Origin of the sequence: Bacillus sp. CECT 9360, assembly GCF_918741275.1 — a bacterium.
In the GTDB taxonomy this organism is placed as follows: Bacteria; Bacillota; Bacilli; order Bacillales; family DSM-1321; genus Peribacillus.
Genome location: NZ_CAKKNA010000005.1, coordinates 1 through 21,142, shown reverse-complemented (window position 1 = coordinate 21,142; position 21,142 = coordinate 1). Strand labels below are relative to the sequence as shown.

Genomic DNA, 21,142 nt, shown 5'->3' with positions numbered 1-21,142 from the left:
AGTAGAAGAAATCACGTATTCTACAAATACTTTTTTATACAAATAATTTATAGAAAGAGGGATACGTCTGCATGCTACGTTCAAAACGATTTGAAATTTTAGAAGACAGACCGGTTAATAGTGATGGATTTGTAACAGAATGGCCCGAAATGGGATTTGTCGCTATGTCTAGTCCCCATGATCCCAAGTCCTCTGTCAAAGTGAAAGATGGCAGGATCATAGAATTAGATGGTAAATTACGAGATGAATTTGATATGTTGGATCAATTTATTGCAGATTACATGATAGATGCTAGCGTAACTGAACAAGTAGTAGCTCTAGACAGCGTCGAGATTGCCCGAAAACTTGTGGATATCAATGTGTCCCGGGGAGAGATTTTAGAATTAAGTAAAGGGCTTACTCCCGCAAAAGTGCTAGAAGTGCTTAATCATATGAATGTTGTTGAAATGATGATGGCTCTGCAAAAAATGAGAGCCAGGAAAACACCTGGAAACCAATGCCATGTCACAAATGTACGGGATAATCCGGTACTTATGGCTGCAGATGCTGCGGAAGCGGGTCTTTACGGGTTTGATGAACAAGAAACAACGGTTGGCGTTGTCAGGTATGCTCCTTTTAATGCTCTAGCCTTACTCGTGGGTTCCCAAACAGCCAGGGGAGGGATCTTAACGCAGGATTCTTTAGAAGAAGCAACGGAACTCCGCCTGGCAATGCTTGGATTAACCTCTTATGCAGAAACGATTTCCATTTATGGCACGGAACCTGTTTTTATTGATGGAGATGATACTCCCTGGTCTAAATCATTTCTAGCCTCTGCCTATGCTTCACGCGGTGCGAAAATGCGTTTTACTTCGGGTACGGGTTCAGAAGTACAAATGGCCGGTGCCGAAGGGAAATCAATGCTTTATTTAGAAATTCGCTGTGTCATGATGGCCAAAGGAGCCGGTGTACAAGGTCTGCAAAATGGGTCGATTAGCTGTATAGGCATTCCGGCTTCTGTACCGAGCGGAATTCGCGCCGTATTAGCGGAAAATCTGGCTACGACTCTGTTTGATATGGAAGTAGCCTCTGGAAATGACCAGACCTTTTCACATTCTGAAATCCGCAGAAGTGCAAAGATGCTTACCCAAATGCTTCCGGGTACAGACTTTATTTTTTCCGGATTTAGCGCTGTACCGAACAATGAGGATATGTTTGCCGGATCGAATATGGATTCCAGCGACCTCGACGATTACTTAATTATTCAGCGGGATATGATGGTGGACGGCGGGTTAAAACCGGTCGATGAAGAAAGCGTTATTGAGGTCCGTTATCAGGCGGCGAAGGCAATGCAAGCTATTTTCGAAGAGCTTGGATTCCCGGTCATCACAGATGAAGAGGTTGAAGCCGCTACTTATGGCAACAGCAGCGAGGATATGCCTCCTAGAAATGTGGTCGAAGATTTGAAATCAGCTGAGCGAATTTTGCGTGACGGCATATCAGGATTTGACATTGCGTTAATTTTGGCGAAACGCGGCTACAGACAAACAGCGGAACGAGTTTTTAATATGTTGAAACAAAGGGTAGCAGGCGACTATTTGCATACATCAGCGATTATTAATAAAGATAATGTCGTGATAAGCGCGGTTAATGATGAAAACGATTACCAAGGGCCCGGAACAGGTTATCGGTTAAGCGAAGAAAGATGGGAAGAAATCAAAGGAATCCGCCAGGCCATCAGTCCAAAAGACTTTGATTAAGGAGGAATTGAGATGTCGACAGCAACGTTTACTGTTGAGATGAAATTAACCGAAATTGGACCTGCAACAAAAGGAACAAATCCAAGAGAGGTCATTATCGCTGTAGCTCCTGCTTTTGGAAAAGAAATGAACAAAACAATTGTGAAAATCGATCATGCTCTCGTGCTGCGTGAAGTTATTTCCGGGATTGAAGAGCAAGGGGCGGTTCCGCGGGTAATACGTAGCTTGCGTACAGCTGACTTAGCTTTTATGGCTCACGGAGCAGCGAAAATGAGCGGTTCAGGGATCGGTATTGGACTGCAATCGCGCGGCACGACAGTCATTCATCAACGTGACTTAGATCCACTTAGCAATTTAGAGTTATTTCCTCAATCTCCATTAATTACGTTAGAAACATACCGGGCGATTGGGCGGAATGCAGCGATGTACGCTCTAGGAGAAAGCCCGAGTCCTGTACCAGTCGTAAATGATCAAATGGCCCGTCCAAAATACCAAGCGGCGGCGGCTCTGCTTTATTTAAAAGAGTGCCAGTCCATTATTAAGGACCATAAGCCGGTTGAATTAAAAGCAGAATTCCTAATTAAGGACTAGGAGGAGAAGCAGATGGAAAATCAAACAAAAACATTAACCAGAGAAAATTATCCGCTCGGTTCAAAGAGTCCGGATTTGTTATTTACGCCTACGCAAAAATCCTATAAAGATTTGACATTGGATGCTGCATTAAAGGGAGAAGTAACAGCGGCAGATTTGCGTATCAGTCCGAAAACGCTTGAAATGCATGCGGATATTAGTGAAAGTTTAGGAAGAACTCAGCTGGCGAAAAATTTCCGCCGGGCAGCCGAAATGATCAGTATATCAGATGCGCGTATATTGGAGATCTATAATGCTCTGCGTCCTAACCGTTCCACCAAAGAAGAACTATTAGTGATAGCCGATGAATTAGAAACGAAATATGGAGCAATCGAAAATGCCGGATTAATTCGTGAAGCTGCGGATGTATATGAGAGACGTGGCCGATTAAAGAAACTAGAGGACTGAAGGAATGGCAACGAAAATTTTAGTCGGTGTCGATATTGGCAATTCATCGACTGAGGTAGCGATCTCAAGTGTTCATAGTGGGCAAGCCCGTTTTCTGTCGCAGCACTTAGTCAAAACAACGGGCATAAAAGGGACTACAGATAATGTAAAAGGGATTCGCCTTGCATTAAGTGAAGCAGCCAAGAAGGCAGGCATTAAACTAACGGATATTAATCTTATTCGCTTGAATGATGCTGTTCCGGTTATTGGCGACTTAGCGATGGATCTGATTAGTGAAACGATCATCACTGAATCTTCAATGATCGGCCACAATCCAGATACTCCTGGGGGAGCTGGAATAGGTGTGGGAACAACCGTGTTAATTGATCAATTATCTGAGTTACAGAAAACAGATGAAGATTTTATCGCGGTCATTCCTAAATCTTTCGACTATGAATGGGTGGCCCACCGGCTAAACGAAGCAGCAAGAAAAGGAATAACGATCACTGGAGCGATTGTTCAAAAAGATGACGGCGTATTAATACACAACCGTCTAAATAAAAAAATACCAATCGTCGATGAGGTATCTTTGATAGAAAAAGTTCCTCTAAACAAGCAGGCTGCAATTGAAGTCGCTTTACCCGGCCATGTGATTCGTACCTTAAGCAATCCATACGGCCTTTCCACCGTCTTTCAATTAGATCCTGACCAAACGATCCAGATCGCGCTAGTCGCAAAAGCATTAGTAGGTAACCGCTCGGCGGTTGTAATCCGCACACCCCAGGGAGAAGTGGTAGAACGGAAAATAGAAGCGGGCCATGTCATATTAATAGGTTCCAATAACCAGCAGCTGGAAGTTTCCATTAATGATGGAGCAGAATCGATTATGAGTACGTATGACAAATTGGAAGAGTTGATAGACGTCCAAGGTGAAACCGGGACGAACGTCGGAGGCATGTTTAACGGTCTGCGCCATGACCTAGCAGAGCTCACCGGACAATCCCCAAGCGAGATCAAGATCTCAGATTTTCTTGCTGTTGATGCAGTTATTCCAACTTCTATTAGCGGATCGATGGCTGGAGAGCTTTCCATGGAAAGTGGTGTTGCTTTAGCCTCTATGGTTAAGACCGATAAAGTACCCGTCCAAAGAGTAGCTTCTTTATTGGAAGAAGAAGTTGGAATAGCAGTTGAAATCGGCGGTGTTGAAGCGGAGATGGCGATACTAGGAGCCTTAACTACGCCCGGTACACGAAAACCAATTGTGATTCTCGATATGGGCGGGGGCTCAACTGATGCAGCCATGATGAATGAAGCGGGCAAAATCACCTCAAGCCACTTAGCAGGTGCAGGTGATATGGTCACGATGTTAATTAATTCAGAATTAGCGTTAGCAGACAAGGAACTGGCCGAAAAAATAAAAAAATATCCACTAGGCAAAGTATTAAGTTTATTCCATATGCAGCTGGAAGACGGAACGATTTTATTTTCCGAAAACCCTTTTCCCTCGTATACATTTGGGAAAGTAGTCATTAGGGAAGAGAATGATTTAACTCCTTTAACAACTAAAGCTTCTATGGACAAAATTAGGGAGATAAGACGTAGTGCTAAACGCAGAGTATTTGTAACAAATGCACGCCGGGCTTTAAAGCGTATCATTCCAACAGGCAATTTAAAGCATTTGTCTTTTGTTGTCATGGTAGGGGGATCTGCACTTGATTTCGAAATCCCGCAAATGTTGACAGAGGAATTGGGCAAGTATGGCATTGTAGCAGGCTTTGCCAATATACGCGGCACTGAAGGACCTCGAAATGCAGTGGCGACCGGTCTAGTGCTGTCGTCTGTCAGGCAAGAGGTAGTAAAATGAACAAACGCGAAATATACATTCCGATTTTATATCATCATTGTCATTCTCGTGGTGAGATTGAGGAGATATGTGCTGGTTTGGAAGAAGAAGGTGTTCCGTTCTCGCTTCTTGCGCGGGATAGGACAGGAAGTTTTATTGAATTGGGAGCAGAGGCAGCGGCCATGTCCCCGCTTCAAGTGGGTATCGGTATTGGTGAAGATGGAAATGTATGTGTGCATCATGAGAAATTAAATCAGAAAGAACCATACTTACAAGGTAGCATTCAAAGCGGGCGTGGGCTAGGCAAGAATGCAGCACGATTAGTAAAAGGGTTGCCATTATCTTTGTAAAAGGGAGCGGATGTGAACATGGTACAAATCAGTTTGGAAATAGCGAAAAAGATGATTGAGAGTGCAGAAAAAAAAGCAAAGGAAATCAATGTTCCAATGGTTATTAGTATTGTTGACGAAGGAGGGAATTTCATAGCCTGCCACCGCATGGATGATGCTCTATTGGTCAGTGTGGATATCGCTCAGAACAAAGCATGGACTTCTGTAGCAATGAAAATGACAACCGCTGACTTAGCTCAGGCAGCAGGTGTGGGGAAGTCCCTTTATGGAATCAATACAACTAATAATGGCCGGGTTGTTGTGTTTGGCGGGGGGATCCCGTTGCGTAAAGATGAAGAAATCATTGGTGCTGTAGGAGTGAGTGGCGGCTCGGTTGAAGATGACATACGCGTAGCTCAGGCTGCAGCCGATTTATTGCTGAATGAGTCAGAATTAATCTCTAGTGGCTCCAAATAAATGGAGCGGGTGATTTTTTTAAGAGATGAACGTATTTAATAGGAATCTTATACCCTTAGGAACCAGTCTGTTGATGATTTCTGGTTCCGAGGGTTTCAGCTGTTTACAGTATTATTACCATTAAAAAAAGGGAGATGTATCAATGAAAGTATACACAAAGTCCGGGGATAAAGGGGAAACGAGTTTAGTGTATGGAACAAGAGTTTCAAAGGCATCACTTAATGTGGAAGCTTACGGAACATGTGATGAAGCGAATTCAATGATAGGTTTAGCCTTTTCCTTCTTACCTGAAGGAGAACACTGGAAGACGCTAAAGAAGACGATACATATCATTCAAACAAAGCTATTTCACGTCGGAGCAGAGTTATCTACTCCCGCAGGAAAAAAAGTAAGTTGGCCGATTAAAGATGAGGATGTTGTTTTTTTAGAAGAGGAGATAGACAAGATTGAAAAAGACCTTCCCGCGTTGACTAATTTCATTTTACCCGGAGGCAGCCCGATCGGTGCTGCACTCCACAGCTCTAGAACCATTGTACGAAGAGCCGAGAGATGTGCGATTGCACTTAATAAAGAACAGCCTGTAAACCCGGTTGTAATCAAATATTTGAACCGGTTATCTGACTATTTATTTGTCCTTGCCCGATATGTAAATCTGCAGCTTTCAACGATTGAACCAACTTTACATGAAAATGAATAGTTTAATAAAAAAAAATTAACGATTTCTCTTAAGATGTTTGACCCTTTATTGCTTTGTTTGACCACTAGAACCCAAAGGTATTAATTAAGAGTAATAACTAGAATCTGAGACCGGAAGGATTTTATGCTCATTTGGCGAAAGAAATAGGTAAGATGATGTAATTCAGAGGAAACCTTATAAAAAAAATAAAGGATATGGAGGTAGGCATGACTATATTTACATTGCGTAATATAGTAAATGTTGAGGTTTTACAGGAAATCCAAGAGCGGTTCTCAGATGCAACAGGCTTTGCAGTGATTATTGCGGATGAACAGGGAATACCTGTCACCAGACCTTCTAATTTTACAAATTTTTGCACCCAAATCCGCTTATCTGAACAAGGGTCGCAATGCTGTATAGCTTCAGATCGCAAAGTGGGGTTAAACGCAGCTGAACAAGGTAAACCAGTCATACATTATTGCCATTCGGGCTTGATAGATATAGCAGCATCGATTGTTCTGGACGGCAGACATCTTGGCTCTGTTTTGTGCGGCCAAGTCTTGTTGCAAGGCCATGATGAAGAGCGGCTGGAACAAATTCGTGAGAAGTCGAAACAATTACCAATTGATCAAGAGCTCCTGCAGCTTTATTTTGAGAAAATCAAATTCATTAGCCAGAAGCAGATTGAAGCCGCAGCTCAGATGCTTCAGATGGTTGCCAATTATATAATTAAAGTAGGAGCTAATTATCTGGCACAAGAAGAGCTGCATGAAAAAAATCAAAAGCTAATGGAAGAGCTGCAGAATCGTGTAGAACTGGAGAAACTATTGCAGGAAACACAATTAAAGGTATTGCAATCACAGATAAACCCACATTTTTTATTTAACACATTAAATACCATTGCACGGCTGGCCTATTTAGAAAACGCAGAACAGACCCAAAATGTGACGTACTCTCTTGCCAAGATAATGAGATACAGCCTGCGTAACACCGACGGGATGGTTACATTAAAGGAAGAATTGGATTATATAACACATTACCTAAATATTCAGCAAAATCGTTTCCATAACCGAATCTGTTTTGAGCAAGAAATAGAAGCAGATGTGGAAGCAATTAAGATTCCGATTTTTACTATACAGCCCATTATTGAAAACGCTATCATTCATGGGTTTGAGCCTCAGGATAGTAAAGTCGATATTAAAATTTCCGGTTCTTTAAAGGAAAACAAAGTATTTATAGAAGTATCTGACACGGGAGAAGGCATTCCGGAAGAAAGGCTATCCACTATCCTTTCTGGCGGAAGAACAACAAAAAATAGCCATACTACTGGAATGGGAATGACTAACGTACATAAAAGACTCCAGCATTACTTTGGAATAGAGTACGGTATTACAGGCATTGAAAGCAAAATTGGCGTGGGTACAGTCGTTCAGATTACAATACCTGGTTCAGGAGGTGTTCTGAATTGAAGCTAATGATTGTGGATGATGAACCTTTGGAAAGAAAAGTGTTAACGATGATTATTAAGAAAGAGCAGTTTGGGATAAGTCAACTCTTTGAGGCGAAAAACGGGTTTGATGCAATCGGCCTTGCTAAAGAAAAGCAAATGGATATCGTGCTTATGGATATTAAAATGCCCGTTATGGATGGATTGAAGGCCGCGGAGCTTATCAAAAGGGACGTACCTGATTGCCGAATAATTTTTCTTACGGCACATGATGAATCCAACTTTGTCCATCAAACAATAAAAATGGGAGCGAATGATTACTTATTAAAACCTGCTCATCCAAATGAAATCAAACAGACATTGATTAAATATATACCGATGGTAAATCAGCCTAAAAAAGAAACATTTACATACAGTGAGAATGAAAATATCATCAAAATTATCAAATATATTAAAAACAACCTTCATTCAGATTTACATTTAGATACTTTATCAGATTTTGTTTATCTGAACGGGCAATATCTCTGCAGACTATTTAAAAAAGAAACGGGCTACACAATCTCACAATATATTACTGCCTGCCGCATGGAGAAAGCAAAGCATTATCTTAGCTACAGCCAGAATAATGTAATGGAAATAAGTGAAAGATGCGGTTTTTCAGATGCCAATTATTTTGCGAGAGTATTTAAAAAATACGAAGGGATTACTCCCTCACAATATCAACAGCAATCTCTGATGGCAAGGAAGAAACGAATTAATACATTCGGTAATTTTGTCATGTAACGTAGGTGAAATGCCAACATGCCTAGATCACAAAGTCGACTTGACAAATTATCTATATAGGAAGAGCGGCTTAGCTCTTTTGGGAAAAACATAAAATCACTGCCCTCACAGATATAGTTATCAGTACATACATTATTACTGAGGGGAGGGATTGATTATGGAAGGCAAGTTCAACTCTTTATTCTTTCTTGCTATCTTAGCTGGTTTTGCGTTACTGGTTCTATTAAAAGATTTTCTTACACCAGCTGTTGCAGGATTTGCATTATTTGCCCCGCTTAAACCATTGCTATTCTTCATTGCCGTTTTAGTCATCATCGTTTTTTCGTTGTTTATCATTTGGAAAGCGCTTAGAGCATTATTCCAAAAGTAATATTGGGCTCCCTCAGTAAAAGGGCCAAACTTATCAAAAGGATGGCCCTTTGTATATTTTTCCCCAGTTTTCAAACAATAAAAGCAAAAATGAAAACAGGAGGATAGAATATGAAAAATCTCGCACTCCTGCCTTTGGTATTCATGTTGCTTTCAAATACAGTATCAGCTGAATCAAATTCACCTTATGGCTGGGGATTTAACAAAGGTAAAAACGGAATGGCTGCCGAGGCTGGCCAGAAGCTGGACGAGATGATTAAAAAATACGGAGCTGTATATAAGGGAGATTCCACGAAAAAAGACATTTATCTTACCTTTGATAATGGATACGAAAACGGCTACACCGGTAAAGTGCTGGATGTGCTGAAAAAGCAACATGTCCCTGGCGCTTTTTTCGTAACGGGACATTATTTAAAAACAGAACCTGAACTAGTGAAGCGAATGGCCGCGGAAGGTCATATCGTCGGAAACCACTCCTGGCACCATCCGGATATGACGGGGATTACAACCGAAAAGATTCGCCAGGAGCTTGAAATGGTCAGGGAGAAAACGGAAGAGCTAACAGGACAGAAAACAATGAATTATCTGCGCCCGCCCCGCGGGGTATTTAGTGAAAGAACAATGGCCGTGGCTAAAGAAGAAGGCTATCTCCACATATTCTGGTCGCTGGCATTTAAGGATTGGCAAATCGACCAGCAAAAAGGAGCGCAATATTCGTACAATGAAGTCATGAGGCAAATCCATCCGGGAGCCATTCTGCTGTTACATACAGTATCGAAGGATAATGCGGATGCACTAGACTCGATTATCACAGACTTAAAAAAGCAGGGATACTGCTTCAAAACTCTTGATGATTTAATGATCGGGCAGCAGTTACAGGAGCGGATGCTTTATTAAACTGGAAAGATGGTGTCCCCGAAAAAGGACAACCATCTTTTTTTAAGTAATATTCCGGAAAACATGCTATAATACGTGGAAAACTGCAAAGGGAAGGGATATTATGTGGACGGAAACGCTTGAGGTTCAAGGACCTTATAATTTTGATCTGGTTCTGGACCGATTGCTACTTGATCCTCTTCATGTAGTCGACACAGAAAAAAGAACAATCAAGGTGCCGCTTTATATAGAAGGAAAACCTGTAGTCATAGACGTGCAGAGTAACGGAACGACGCACAAACCTGAATTTATCATACAAGGAAAGCTTGAGGAAACAAAAGAACAAACGATCCAAAGGTTAAAAAAAATCTTCCATTGGCATCAACCGTTGGGTGAAATTGCCGCGCATTTCGAGAATTCTGATTTGATGGAGATTTTTGAAACACATCACGGTACGGCGATTGTATTGGATTTTGACTATTACAACTGTCTTGTAAAGAGCATTATCCATCAGCAGTTGAACCTCGCTTTTGCCTACAAGCTGACGGAACGTTACGTGAAAACGTTTGGGTTCCAAGTTGATGGAGTGTGGTTTTACCCAACACCTGAACGTGCTGCGGAACTTAAAGTGGAAGAACTGAGAGAAATTCAGTTCAGCACAAGGAAAGCCGAATATATCATCGGCCTCTCAAAAGAAATTGCAGATGGAGCTCTTGATTTAGATGAGCTTTCAAAACAAACGGATCAGGAAATTATCGACAGGCTTGTCCAAATCAGAGGGATAGGGAAGTGGACCGCCGAAAGCTTCCTGTTATTCGGTGTCGGGCGGCCAAATCTGTTTCCAAAAGCCGATATCGGTATCCAAAAAGCGATTCAAAAACTATACGGTCTGCCGCAAAAGCCGACCATCGAAGAAATGGAGACGTACAGCAAAGACTGGGCTCCATTCTTAAGCTATGCTTCACTATATTTATGGAGAAGCATTGAAAAACGGAGTGAAAAAGATGGAAAAACAGCAAGATACGAAGCTTGAGGTAAAGCAAACCTTTCCTTTAACAATAAAACGCCTCGGCATTAACGGCGAAGGAGTCGGCTATTTTAAAAGGAAAGTCGTCTTCGTACCCGGGGCTTTGCCTGGCGAAGAAATAGTTGCGGAAGCGACAAAAGTAGAAACGAAATTTTCGGAAGCGAGAATCAAAAAGATACGTAAGCCATCGCCGCATCGCGTGGCGCCGCCATGTCCGGTCTATGAAGTATGCGGCGGCTGTCAGCTTCAGCATTTACGCTACAGCCAGCAGCTGGTCGAAAAGCGCGACATTGTCATTCAATCAATGGAACGCTATACACGCTTCCCGATTGAGCCCCACCAGATTAAAGAAACGATCGGCATGGAAGACCCATGGAACTACCGGAACAAAAGCCAATTTCAGGTCGGCTTAAAGGACGGGAATGTCATCGCCGGTTTATACGGATTGAACTCCCACAATCTGATTGATCTCCCTAATTGCATGGTCCAGCATCCTGCCAGCAACAAAGTAACAACAACAGTGAAGCAAATTTTTAAGGATCTGAACATTTCAATCTATAATGAAAGAAAGAAAAAAGGCGTCGTCCGGACGGTCATCACAAGGGTCGGCTTTCAAACAGGCGAGGTGCAGGTCGTCATCGTAACAAACACGGATGAGCTGCCGAAAAAGGATTTAATTATTAAAGCAATCAAAGAGCGGCTACCTGAAGTTAAATCACTTGTTCAAAATGTAAATAATAAAAATACATCGGTGATCTTTGGTGAAAAAACGGTACATTTGGCCGGTGAGCAGGTGATCAACGAAACGTTGGGCGACCTTTCGTATGAGCTATCAGCCCGAACGTTCTTCCAGCTGAACCCGGTTCAAACGGTAAAGCTGTATGATGAAGTGAAAAAAGCCGCCGCACTGACAGGCAAGGAAAAGGTCGTTGACGCCTATTGTGGCGTAGGAACGATTGGACTTTGGCTCTCAGATGGGGCAAAGGAAGTACGCGGCATGGATGTCATTAAAGAATCGATCAAAGACGCCCGCAAAAACGCCGAGCGCCACAACCGCAAAAATGTAAAATATGAAGTCGGCAAAGCCGAGCAAATTGTCCCAAAATGGATCAAAGAAGGCTGGAAGCCCGACGTCCTCGTCGTCGACCCGCCAAGAACCGGCTGCGACGATGGCTTGCTGCAAACGATTTTAAAAGTAAAGCCAAAGAAAGTCATTTATGTATCATGCAACCCGTCAACACTCGCGAAGGACCTGCAAACATTAAGCAAGCTGTACAAAGTCGAATACATGCAGCCGGTTGATATGTTTCCGCAGACTTCACATATTGAGGTGGTTACGGAGATTAGTTTGAATGTAACCCCCAAATAAACCCGTGCTTTTTAAAATAAAGTCGAAGCAAAATTAAAATAAAGTTGTGCATAAGGTGTGGAAAAACGCGTGAGAAATCCTTATTCCTCATGCCTTTACCCCTGTTCTTACGCACGACTTTTTTTTATTCAAAAAATAAAGGTGTGGTAAAAAAGCGAATCAAAAAATGGAGAAAAAGAGGGGGGAGTGAATGACTTTATTTTAAATGGAAAAAAATGTGAACGTAAGAATGCGGGTTGGAGGAGGGCGTTTTGAACGACTTTATTTGGTGGTAACATAGTACAGGAAAAAGGTTAAATCATAATCGTAATAAAAATGAATTGATATTAATTTTGCACTTTTTAAGGGGAAAGGATAAAGGGTTTGTATAGTATAACTATCAAGTAGAATTAATTTAAATACTTGTAGTGGGGTGAATGATGTGAATAGCTCTAAAAACAAGACTTAGGAAATACATTGAAAGAAATGGGTTTAAATACGGTACTTGATGTTGGAAGTGATACATTAGCAGACATAGGTAAAGAGTCATTTACCAGTATGTTGGCAGATATTGCTGTAGATACAGGAGCATCGTTAATACCTGGCTTATCAGGAGTAATTGTGGGATATAAACGTACAAGATTTGAGAGGAATATTAAAATATTTGCAGAAGAACTTTTTAAGAGACTAGATGAAGTTCAAAGGAATATGAAAGATAAAACAGATGAACAAAAAGAACAAATTGATAAAGTATTAGGATATGTAATAGATTACGTAATTGACGAGCAACAAGAGCAAAAAATCCAGTTAATTGTTAATGGATTGTTCACTTAACAGAGTATGAATCTTTTACTGAAGATTTTCTGCTTACATATTATGATGTTTTAAAGGACTTAAGAATTGTTGATATTTCAGTGCTAAGAATATATTATCAGTATAATCAAATAGACCAGCTTTTAGAAACCTATCAAGATGTAATGGAGAGACATGGAATAAGTTACGAACAGTACAATCCTGTTAGGAATAACCTATTAAGCTTTTTTTTAGACTTGGATAGATAATGTTCTGGCAATATAGAAATATGAATATAAAAACATTATCCCCATAGCAAATTTGCAATGGGGAATTTTTACCTTTACCTCACATATTTTTCAATTTTATTCTGCTTACATTCTAGTGTATTACCAGATAATAGCATATAATTTTAGATAACAAAATGACAAATTAAGAGGATTGATTTTATGGAAAAACAGTATCTCAACCTAATGCAATATTTTGAAGGATACGTAAGGAATTACCGAAGAATGAATTTTTCTCACTTACATAATCGGTCAATGTTTACTAAAAGGGAAATCGATTATTTTGATAATCTAGGTCAAATGCTTGGTTTTGATACATTTATAGAAGATTCTAAGTTTGATAAGGTTAAAGGACGTTCAAGACCAATGGATTTAGCCTGGTGGAAGTATGATGTACGATATAGTGATGAACAATACCAATACCTTGCCCTTCATTTAGAAAGAGAAAATGTATGGAATAAAGATGTTGATACAATTGAAAAGCTGTTTTCTCGGACAGAAGAAGGATATATTCCTCATAATGTGATTGGGGTACAGTACATAGAATCGCCAGAAAGAATTAATTACCTAAATGACTTAATTATCCTAAAGAATGTGATTCAAAATTCGAATGCTCTAATGGTTTATCGTTATTATGACAACAAACTGGAATTAGAGCGAGTTTGTGCAAATAGCTTTACTCCACAAGGATTAGATGAAGTAAGATTGGCTATCTGTAAACAGGATGAAACGGGGAGCTGGTTTATGGCATTTGAAGAGGAATATAGTCCTTTTCGTGAAGAAATGTTTAGCACAAAATAGGGAACTTGAAAACGAAATAATAAGTGATTTAAAGGATAAAGGAATTACATCAATATCGAACTTCAATCATATTTCTATTAAGGGTTTATTTTAGGTCAAGTAAATAGGATGTGGAATTTAGATGCTTTCTCTTGAAGAATATATTTCAAAAAGAAAAAGGGAAGATAAAATAAACGAATATGATATTGATTCCAGAATGGAAAACATGAGAATTTGTGTTAATTATGTTTTTGAATATTTTAACCAGTATTTGAATATTGACGAAATGGAACAAAAAACATTTTTAAATGAAGAACGTTTAGAAAAGTTCAGTAAGCAACTGGATATGTATGAAAGTGATATGAATGGTTGGTTAATATCTATGATGTGCATGAAAAGCATATACATCGTTCTATTATAAGTTATTTGAAAAAAGATGAACTTTTTTTTCTGTACAATTCAGAGAATGAATTTAGAAGTTGCTCTTATGATTGCTATGCTCAACTTATTAAAAAGAATTCATTTTTAAAAGGGCAGACAGAGATGCTATTCCTGTTTATAACAGATTACCATAGAATTCAAAGTGAAAAGGCTAATACTCCATCAGTATTTTTGACTGAGGATATAAACGAATGGTTAGAAAATACTTGGAATAAATACAAAGTGAATATTTGGGCTTTTGTTTCTGATTATTTAGTACGTTTTTCTGATGATGACTCCTTATGGCCATCAAATCATAAAATTAAAAGCAATGAAAAATGGCAACCATATTTTTATGATTACAGGCAAAAAACAAACCCATTTAATTTAAATACCCTCTACACCAAAATTTCAAAGAAACCGTTTATAAAAGGAAAAAAGCAGTACCTTGAAATAATAATGATGTACATATGGTTACATGATATATGGGGAGACAAAGAGAACTATTGGGAAGAATACCGAACTAAGATTATTAATAATTAATAAAATTTATTTTCAACAGCTTCTTAGTATAATACTAAGAAGTATAAGTCTTCCATGTTAACTTTGATAGCTACAGGTGGAGCATTGCGAAAACATATGGTAAGTAGACTCATGCCAAGTTTATGGTGTATATAAAATTTTGCAAGAAACTAAATGAATCATTGGTACTTAAAGGATTACATGAAAAGATGAAAAAGGTAGTCATTTACTTTTTATAAAAGGGTGAAGAATAATTGAACATGGTTGTAGTGTTTGAAGAACAGGTTATTAAAATAACAGAACAAAAATTGAAGCAAACTGTAGAAAAGTTAAAAGAAGATGCACATCTTCAGCGGAAATTTAGGGAGTTGACTGATTTATCATCAACACTGGAAAAACTTAAAGTTATTTTAAAAGATTTTAGTATGAATAAAGAAAATAGGGATAAATGGACAGCCAAGAGAAATAAACTTTTAGAGAAACATGATGAAATATATTCTGAATTAGAATCTGAAGAATTTGAAAATTCATGGATAATGACAATCATTAAATATGAAATGGAAAATCTTAAGAAAGTTGTAGATGATGCAAGGGAAGATGCATACAAGAAACATTTTGGGAAAATCAGTATCGAGGATATTGATATAATGGACAACCGTTGGGAACTCGTAGGACAACAAATAAAACAAGCAAAAGATAATTATATTAAAGGCAATTGAAGGTAAATTGAATGCTTCAAGAAGCCTATTCCCTTTCCCCTACCTCTATGTTATCGGCAAATAAAGTAGGTAAAATAACTTGTAAAATGTTCAAACATAATTGTAACCAGAGCACGGGCGGGAACTGGATTTTTCTCCAGTTTCCCTCGTGTTTTTTGATTTTAAAGGCAAGAAAAATACATGAGAAAGGAAGGACAAAATAAGAACATAAATTGGAGAAAAATCCCTGAAAATCAAGGTTTGTAAAAAGAAAGTAGGAAGAAAAAAGCGAAAAAAGTTAGGAATTACAAGGGCATGAGGAAACGATTATATTTGACAACTACATCAAAAAAAAATTTAAATCGTTTATATTAAGCTAAAATAAATAAAGCGACCAATAGGGTAGTGGATACTAATTAAAACAGGTTGTCATTTTATATAGGAAATATTTGAAATTAAGTAGTAAAAAAGGGACAATAGAAATATAAGGAAAAATGACTAAATATTTTAAAGAAAATGATATTTATATAGTGGGGTGAATGATTTTATGTGGGCTGATGATGCTTCAAAAATTGATATGCTTGCCTATCGGCCATATGCAGACTTGATTACTGAAATCGCTGTAAGTGAAAGGATGAACCCATTAACCATAGGCTTATTTGGCAATTGGGGAAGCGGGAAATCAACATTACTACATTTAATAGAAGAACAAACTTCTTCTCATGCAGATAAGAAAATTGCTGTGGTCAAAGTAAATGCATGGATGTTTGAAGGCTATGAAGATGCAAAAACTGCTCTAATGGAAGCGATTTTGCAAAGCATGAAAGAAAATCAAACCTTTTTTGAAAGCTCTACAGATAAAATTAAAGGTTTAATGAAAAGAGTTAATTGGATGGGGGTAGGAAAAACGGTTTTAAAGCAGGGTGTTCCATGGGCTATCAGTGGAATGACAGGGTTACCTCCATTAATAATGATGCCAAACGCCTCTGATTTTAAGAGTCCAGAAAAGGTTCAGGAACAAATTGAGAAAACGCAAAAATTGACAAAGGAATATATGGAAGAAAATCCGCAAGAAAATATCGTTGAGAATATTCGGGGATTTCGTGAGGATTTTGCCAATCTTATTGAAGAATCATCTGTAGATAATCTCATAATTCTTATTGATGATTTAGACAGGTGCAATCCCGACCGAATCGTTGAGACACTTGAAGCAATAAAATTATTTTTATCTGTTGCAAGAACTACTTTTATAATTGCTATGGATGAAAACATAATCTCATATTCTATTAAAAGAAAATATCCTCAATTAGATATTGAAGGAATAGATGTTTCGGTTGATTATATTGAAAAAATTGTTCAACTTCCTATTAGAATTGCAGAATTAGCTGAAAGTGACGTTAAGAATTATATGTTATTACTTATTGCCGAAATGTTTTTGGAAGAAGATTCGATAAATCAACTAATTGAAAAATTAAAAGAAAAAGGAATTTTTATTAAGGGTGAAATAATTTCTGGAACAGAAATAATAGCTGTAGTTCAAAATGAAATATCAGTGGAAGGGGCAAAATATAAAGAGAGTACAAATCAAGAGGAATTTGAAGAACAAATACAGATTTTTAATAGTATAGGTAGTATTGTTGCTTCTTCATTAAAGGGAAATCCACGTCAAACTAAGAGATTTTTAAATACCTTTTATATAAGGAAAAGGCTTGCAGAAATTCAAAAAATTGATTTCAATCTTTCTATTTTAGCTAAATTAATGGTATTAGAATACTTTGATAGCGATTTATTTAAAGAATTATTCCAATGGCAATTTGAACATAGTGGAACTCCAATACAACTAAGTATGCTTGAAGAAAGAATATTAAACGGAAGAGAAGAAAGTGTATCTCCTCAACTCGAAGAGATAATTAAAAACACAGCGTGGTCGGGGGAAAAGGTTAAGAGATGGATTGGAACAGAACCGAGGTTAGCTGGTGTAGACCTGTCACCTTACTTTTATTTAGCAAGGGATTCAGTTGCAGATAGAAGATTATTCTCAACAAACTTGAATCAAGATGAAAGGAAGTATATTAACCAGATATGTAACCTTGAAGCAAACAAGGCATTGCGTAGAAAGAAAATAGAGCAGATGCTTGAAATGGATGAAGTTACGAGAAATGAAATTCTAAAGGGTGTTTTAGAGAGGTATCACCAAGATAAAAAGCAGATAGAGACTTTAATTGAACTTTATAATATTCTACCTCAATATAAGTCTAAAATTTTTGAAGAATTTAAGAAGATTAAAGCTGAAAACGTGACTTTAACTGAAATTCTACTTTTCCAGCAATTGGACTCTGATGTGTTCCAAGCATTGAAAAAATATTATATAGAAGAGAAAAAAACAGATAAAAAACTTTGGGATATAGTGGGAGAATAAAGAATGGGTACATCAAAAGGTTACTTACCACCAACAGGATATCTATGGCCAGACGTAAAAAGAGATGTTACAAAAATGGTAAGGGATAATTTCTCTCCTTCATCAGTAGATAGGGCTGTTTCGAGTTTTGCGAAAGCATTGAATAGCTCTGGAGGTTCTGGTTCAAATGCAGGACGAGCAATCCAATCAAGTGGGAAAGCACTTAGTTTTATTGATTCTGTAAGAAAGTATGGATTCACTGAAACATTAGACCGATTAGGTTTATCCCATTTGAAAAACGAAACACCTGAAAATGTTCGTTCAGGGCTATTGAAATATTTTAGTGATAGTGGGAATGAATTTTATGACAACATTTCCACCCAAAGTATGAATGAGTTGATGAGAGAGCTCTTTAAAGGAATAAATGATGTCAACGAGTATGAAGATGTATTGAAAACATTAGACACAGGGGATTTTATTCGAGAGTTCATTATTAAGTTCATACAAAATTGTTTTTTTGCCAATTTTACGGAAAAGCTCTTGAGTTTATTTGACACCTTAGATAAATATGAAGTTGCAGAGAAGAACGTAAAAACACATATTAGAAACACAATTGAAAAGAAATATTCGACAAAGAAAATTCAAGATATAGATTGGAATGGTCAAGAAGGAAATAAAATTATTAACGATACTTATAAAAGAGCTCTTGAAATCTTGTCTGCTTGGAGTGAGATAAATGACTAATGTATGGATTAATAAGAATAATGACGAGTTCAATCCAAGTGGTTCAACTGAAGAGAAATTCTTTTTGTTCAATTTATCCGACAAGAAGAATAAATCCAATGTCAAAACCGATATGGAACAGTTGTGGAGAAGGTTTGGTTTAGAAAATCTATCAAATGTAAATGAAGACTTTCTCATTATAGCTTCAAGTATATTTTGTGCTGATAAGAGAATTCCACGTAAAAACTTTTCTGATAACTGGACAAGAAATATGAGGTTGTTTATACCTGTTTTGGAATTGGAAAAATGGAATATGGTAAAGAAAGAGCTCGAAAATACAATTGGCTTTTTAAGTGGGGACAAATGGACATTTGAGTTTCGGGCTACAACTTCAAGATTCAGGGGCGATAAAAAGAACACAAAAAACCTCATTTCCGCTGAAAAGTATGATTCAGTTAGCTTGTTTTCAGGAGGGTTAGATTCCTTTTGTGGGGCATTAACACTCTCAGAAAATGAAAAGAATACTCTTTACATTGGCTTTAGAGAATACAACCTTTTGACTAACCGACAAAGGGAATTATTTGATTCAATAAGAGATTCATACAGTGAGTTAGATAGTGAGCTACTTTTGTTTAATGTAAATCCATTTGCCCCCTTACAAAGAGGCGAAAGAATCGAAAAACTTCCAGGAGAGAGCACCAGCCGAAGTAGGTCATTACTATTCATTGCAGGTGCAATGTCCGTAGCTTCAGTTATAGGAAAGGAAACACCAGTTTATATACCTGAAAATGGATTCATAGGTGTAAACGTTCCTCTTACTGATAGCAGAACAGGGAGTTGTAGTACAAGGACTACACATCCCATTTTCATAAATTCATTGAATAAAATTTTTAAGAAAATAGGTATAGAAAATAGAGTATCAAATTTTTATTGGAATAAGTCAAAAGGAGAAATATTAGAAGAACATAAAAATAATGCTGTTTTCAAACAGAAGAGTCATCGAACCCTTTCTTGTTCACATCCTTGCTTATCTCGGTATGATAAAAAGCGTAGCGATAAAGTTGTGACACCTTGTAATTGTGGTTATTGTTATCCATGCTTAATTAGAATGGCTTCCTTTACAAAAATAGAGCAGGATGAAACTTGTTATAACCCTTTATACCAATTAGGTAGAGATTTCATCTTAAACCATAATAATATTCAAGGAAGAGCGAGTGATTTGAAAGCTGTACTCTTTAGTTTAAAGCGGTATATTAAGCATAGGGATGATAGTGAATATATTAGAAGTCTTTTATTGAGACAGGGTCCATTGGTTAGCGAAGAGTTAGATGGGTACGAAAAGGTTTATCGTCAATCTATGGAAGAGTTAATGGAAATGATGATAAGTATTGATAACGGATTGATAGAATATGCTGGTATAGAGGAATTTGGAATTGATGAGTAACTTATCCGATATGCATATCCATATCGACTATTTTAAAAATTATACTCAGATGTTTTGCTCTTTTGATAAAAATAAAATATATGCTTTATTTGTTACTAACTTGCCAGAGATTTTTCAGAAGTGTAAAAATGAATTTCCAGATAGCAAGTATGTTAAATTAGGTTTGGGTTATAATCCTCAATTAGCTGGAAAGTACAAGTTCAATCAGTATCTATTTGATGCGATGCTTCCTTTTACAAAGTATGTTGGCGAAGTAGGATTAGATTATTCTAAGGAATTCGTTCATACAAAAGATGAACAACAAAGGGCGTTTGATTATATTTGTTCCCAATCGTCCAAAACGAAAAGAGTTATGTCAATTCATTCTCGGAAGGCAGAAGAGGATGTATTAGCAATGCTGTTAGATAACAAAGTAGAATATGCAGTGTTCCATTGGTTTTCGGGCAATAAAGAATTGATGTACAGAATCATAGAACAAGGGTATTACTTTTCAGTCAACTATTCTATGTTAGCTTCAAAGAAAGGTTTCGATATTATCAAGTCCATCCCTATAGATAGACTCTTAATTGAAACAGACGCTCCTTTTGGTAAAACATTTCTAAAAGGGAATCCATATAATTTGCCTGAAATTTATTATCAATTCTCGAAAAAATTAGAAGTAGAACAATTTGAAGAAATTATCTATAAAAATCTGGCAAGACTATTATTAAAACAAAGAGATTCTTTAAATGAATAATTTTTAAACAAAATAAAGCAGTGTCTTCTCAGAACAGAGAAATTAGCATGAAAGCGTGAAAATGTCATCTCAGAACGGAAAATCTGGAACGTTTTTTGGTAAAAGATAGATTGCGGAGCTTTTGGCGGTACGTGCCTCGAAAGGACAATTTTTAATGAGAAAGACTGTCCTTTTTGCTTTACGAAACAACCACCTTAAAATGATGATTGTCATTCTTATTTTGAAAAATTGGAACGGCTACACTTATCTAGACAGAAAATTCAAGGTCAAGTAGACTACTAATGCAATAGTTGAGGAGAATCTACGATGACTAAAAGAGAACGAAGAACGTTTTCAGAAGAATTTAAAAATCAAATGGTGCAGCTGTATCAGAATGGGAAGCCAAGAAAGGATATTATTCGTGAGTACGAT

23 protein-coding genes are annotated in these 21,142 nt (G+C 37.7%); all 23 read left to right on the top strand.

Annotated elements, in window-relative coordinates; translation table 11 throughout:
* Window positions 1-71: 71 nt before the first annotated feature.
* Complete coding sequence (locus LQ216_RS07075) at window positions 72-1,739, top strand: propanediol/glycerol family dehydratase large subunit (RefSeq protein ID WP_230128342.1); 1,668 nt, start codon at window positions 72-74, stop codon at window positions 1,737-1,739.
* A gap of 12 nt (window positions 1,740-1,751) precedes the next feature.
* Window positions 1,752-2,330: a propanediol/glycerol family dehydratase medium subunit gene (locus tag LQ216_RS07070; protein WP_290369239.1), complete on the top strand. Its 579-nt coding sequence runs from the start codon at window positions 1,752-1,754 to the stop codon at window positions 2,328-2,330.
* A 12-nt stretch (window positions 2,331-2,342) separates the two neighbouring features.
* The gene (locus LQ216_RS07065; protein WP_230128340.1) at window positions 2,343-2,777 is read left to right on the top strand and encodes a diol dehydratase small subunit; all 435 of its coding nucleotides are present in this window, start codon (window positions 2,343-2,345) and stop codon (window positions 2,775-2,777) included.
* Window positions 2,778-2,781: 4 nt separating this feature from the next.
* Window positions 2,782-4,620 (top strand): diol dehydratase reactivase subunit alpha, encoded by a 1,839-nt coding sequence (locus tag LQ216_RS07060; protein WP_230128338.1) that lies wholly within the window; start codon window positions 2,782-2,784, stop codon window positions 4,618-4,620.
* The gene (locus LQ216_RS07055; RefSeq protein WP_230128337.1) at window positions 4,617-4,949 is read left to right on the top strand and encodes a glycerol dehydratase reactivase beta/small subunit family protein; all 333 of its coding nucleotides are present in this window, start codon (window positions 4,617-4,619) and stop codon (window positions 4,947-4,949) included. Before LQ216_RS07060 ends, LQ216_RS07055 begins: the two co-directional genes overlap by 4 nt.
* Window positions 4,950-4,967: 18 nt before the next feature.
* Window positions 4,968-5,405 carry a heme-binding protein gene (locus LQ216_RS07050; RefSeq protein ID WP_230128336.1) on the top strand — a complete coding sequence of 146 codons (438 nt, stop codon included), beginning with the start codon at window positions 4,968-4,970 and terminating at the stop codon, window positions 5,403-5,405.
* A 142-nt stretch (window positions 5,406-5,547) separates the two neighbouring features.
* Complete coding sequence (locus tag LQ216_RS07045) at window positions 5,548-6,102, top strand: cob(I)yrinic acid a,c-diamide adenosyltransferase (RefSeq protein ID WP_230128335.1); 555 nt, start codon at window positions 5,548-5,550, stop codon at window positions 6,100-6,102.
* A 206-nt stretch (window positions 6,103-6,308) separates the two neighbouring features.
* On the top strand, window positions 6,309-7,550 hold the full coding sequence (locus tag LQ216_RS07040) for a PocR ligand-binding domain-containing protein (RefSeq protein WP_230128334.1): 1,242 nt from the start codon (window positions 6,309-6,311) through the stop codon (window positions 7,548-7,550).
* 5 nt (window positions 7,551-7,555) lie between these two features.
* Window positions 7,556-8,311 carry a response regulator gene (locus LQ216_RS07035; protein WP_230128799.1) on the top strand — a complete coding sequence of 252 codons (756 nt, stop codon included), beginning with the start codon at window positions 7,556-7,558 and terminating at the stop codon, window positions 8,309-8,311.
* A 157-nt stretch (window positions 8,312-8,468) separates the two neighbouring features.
* Entirely contained in the window at window positions 8,469-8,681 is a 213-nt protein-coding gene (locus LQ216_RS07030) for a hypothetical protein (protein ID WP_230128333.1), read from the top strand.
* A gap of 110 nt (window positions 8,682-8,791) precedes the next feature.
* The gene (pdaA, locus tag LQ216_RS07025; protein WP_230128332.1) at window positions 8,792-9,577 is read left to right on the top strand and encodes a delta-lactam-biosynthetic de-N-acetylase; all 786 of its coding nucleotides are present in this window, start codon (window positions 8,792-8,794) and stop codon (window positions 9,575-9,577) included.
* 103 nt (window positions 9,578-9,680) lie between these two features.
* A complete protein-coding gene (locus tag LQ216_RS07020; protein ID WP_230128331.1) occupies window positions 9,681-10,589 on the top strand; it encodes a DNA-3-methyladenine glycosylase in 909 nt (302 codons plus the stop codon).
* Window positions 10,552-11,952, top strand: a complete 1,401-nt coding sequence (gene rlmD, locus LQ216_RS07015; protein WP_230128797.1) for a 23S rRNA (uracil(1939)-C(5))-methyltransferase RlmD — start codon at window positions 10,552-10,554, stop codon at window positions 11,950-11,952. Before LQ216_RS07020 ends, rlmD begins: the two co-directional genes overlap by 38 nt.
* Before the next feature lie 456 nt (window positions 11,953-12,408).
* Complete coding sequence (locus LQ216_RS07010; RefSeq protein WP_230128329.1) at window positions 12,409-12,765, top strand: hypothetical protein; 357 nt, start codon at window positions 12,409-12,411, stop codon at window positions 12,763-12,765.
* A 407-nt stretch (window positions 12,766-13,172) separates the two neighbouring features.
* Window positions 13,173-13,811: a hypothetical protein gene (locus LQ216_RS07005; protein WP_230128327.1), complete on the top strand. Its 639-nt coding sequence runs from the start codon at window positions 13,173-13,175 to the stop codon at window positions 13,809-13,811.
* 121 nt (window positions 13,812-13,932) lie between these two features.
* Window positions 13,933-14,211 (top strand): hypothetical protein, encoded by a 279-nt coding sequence (locus LQ216_RS20480; RefSeq protein ID WP_354958623.1) that lies wholly within the window; start codon window positions 13,933-13,935, stop codon window positions 14,209-14,211.
* Window positions 14,160-14,753: a hypothetical protein gene (locus tag LQ216_RS07000; protein WP_354958621.1), complete on the top strand. Its 594-nt coding sequence runs from the start codon at window positions 14,160-14,162 to the stop codon at window positions 14,751-14,753. The genes LQ216_RS20480 and LQ216_RS07000 overlap by 52 nt, the downstream gene beginning before the upstream one ends.
* A gap of 233 nt (window positions 14,754-14,986) precedes the next feature.
* Window positions 14,987-15,451 (top strand): hypothetical protein, encoded by a 465-nt coding sequence (locus LQ216_RS06995; protein ID WP_230128325.1) that lies wholly within the window; start codon window positions 14,987-14,989, stop codon window positions 15,449-15,451.
* A gap of 526 nt (window positions 15,452-15,977) precedes the next feature.
* Window positions 15,978-17,849, top strand: a complete 1,872-nt coding sequence (locus tag LQ216_RS06990; RefSeq protein ID WP_230128323.1) for a P-loop NTPase fold protein — start codon at window positions 15,978-15,980, stop codon at window positions 17,847-17,849.
* Window positions 17,850-17,852: 3 nt separating this feature from the next.
* Complete coding sequence (locus tag LQ216_RS06985) at window positions 17,853-18,572, top strand: hypothetical protein (RefSeq protein ID WP_230128321.1); 720 nt, start codon at window positions 17,853-17,855, stop codon at window positions 18,570-18,572.
* Window positions 18,565-19,995, top strand: a complete 1,431-nt coding sequence (gene qatC / locus LQ216_RS06980; RefSeq protein ID WP_230128319.1) for a Qat anti-phage system QueC-like protein QatC — start codon at window positions 18,565-18,567, stop codon at window positions 19,993-19,995. The genes LQ216_RS06985 and qatC overlap by 8 nt, the downstream gene beginning before the upstream one ends.
* Complete coding sequence (locus LQ216_RS06975; RefSeq protein ID WP_230128317.1) at window positions 19,988-20,731, top strand: TatD family hydrolase; 744 nt, start codon at window positions 19,988-19,990, stop codon at window positions 20,729-20,731. The genes qatC and LQ216_RS06975 overlap by 8 nt, the downstream gene beginning before the upstream one ends.
* Window positions 20,732-21,037: 306 nt before the next feature.
* A partial coding sequence (locus LQ216_RS06970; RefSeq protein WP_230128795.1) for a transposase occupies window positions 21,038-21,142 on the top strand: 105 nt, incomplete at its 3' end.

Coding starts and splice junctions, on each gene's coding strand:
- LQ216_RS07075 (WP_230128342.1), top strand. CDS start 72: ATGCTACGTTCAAAACGATTTGAAATTTTAGAAGACAGACCGGTTAAT.
- LQ216_RS07070 (WP_290369239.1), top strand. CDS start 1,752: ATGTCGACAGCAACGTTTACTGTTGAGATGAAATTAACCGAAATTGGA.
- LQ216_RS07065 (WP_230128340.1), top strand. CDS start 2,343: ATGGAAAATCAAACAAAAACATTAACCAGAGAAAATTATCCGCTCGGT.
- LQ216_RS07060 (WP_230128338.1), top strand. CDS start 2,782: ATGGCAACGAAAATTTTAGTCGGTGTCGATATTGGCAATTCATCGACT.
- LQ216_RS07055 (WP_230128337.1), top strand. CDS start 4,617: ATGAACAAACGCGAAATATACATTCCGATTTTATATCATCATTGTCAT.
- LQ216_RS07050 (WP_230128336.1), top strand. CDS start 4,968: ATGGTACAAATCAGTTTGGAAATAGCGAAAAAGATGATTGAGAGTGCA.
- LQ216_RS07045 (WP_230128335.1), top strand. CDS start 5,548: ATGAAAGTATACACAAAGTCCGGGGATAAAGGGGAAACGAGTTTAGTG.
- LQ216_RS07040 (WP_230128334.1), top strand. CDS start 6,309: ATGACTATATTTACATTGCGTAATATAGTAAATGTTGAGGTTTTACAG.
- LQ216_RS07035 (WP_230128799.1), top strand. CDS start 7,556: ATGATTGTGGATGATGAACCTTTGGAAAGAAAAGTGTTAACGATGATT.
- LQ216_RS07030 (WP_230128333.1), top strand. CDS start 8,469: ATGGAAGGCAAGTTCAACTCTTTATTCTTTCTTGCTATCTTAGCTGGT.
- pdaA (WP_230128332.1), top strand. CDS start 8,792: ATGAAAAATCTCGCACTCCTGCCTTTGGTATTCATGTTGCTTTCAAAT.
- LQ216_RS07020 (WP_230128331.1), top strand. CDS start 9,681: ATGTGGACGGAAACGCTTGAGGTTCAAGGACCTTATAATTTTGATCTG.
- LQ216_RS07005 (WP_230128327.1), top strand. CDS start 13,173: ATGGAAAAACAGTATCTCAACCTAATGCAATATTTTGAAGGATACGTA.
- LQ216_RS20480 (WP_354958623.1), top strand. CDS start 13,933: ATGCTTTCTCTTGAAGAATATATTTCAAAAAGAAAAAGGGAAGATAAA.
- LQ216_RS06990 (WP_230128323.1), top strand. CDS start 15,978: ATGTGGGCTGATGATGCTTCAAAAATTGATATGCTTGCCTATCGGCCA.
- LQ216_RS06985 (WP_230128321.1), top strand. CDS start 17,853: ATGGGTACATCAAAAGGTTACTTACCACCAACAGGATATCTATGGCCA.
- qatC (WP_230128319.1), top strand. CDS start 18,565: ATGACTAATGTATGGATTAATAAGAATAATGACGAGTTCAATCCAAGT.
- LQ216_RS06975 (WP_230128317.1), top strand. CDS start 19,988: ATGAGTAACTTATCCGATATGCATATCCATATCGACTATTTTAAAAAT.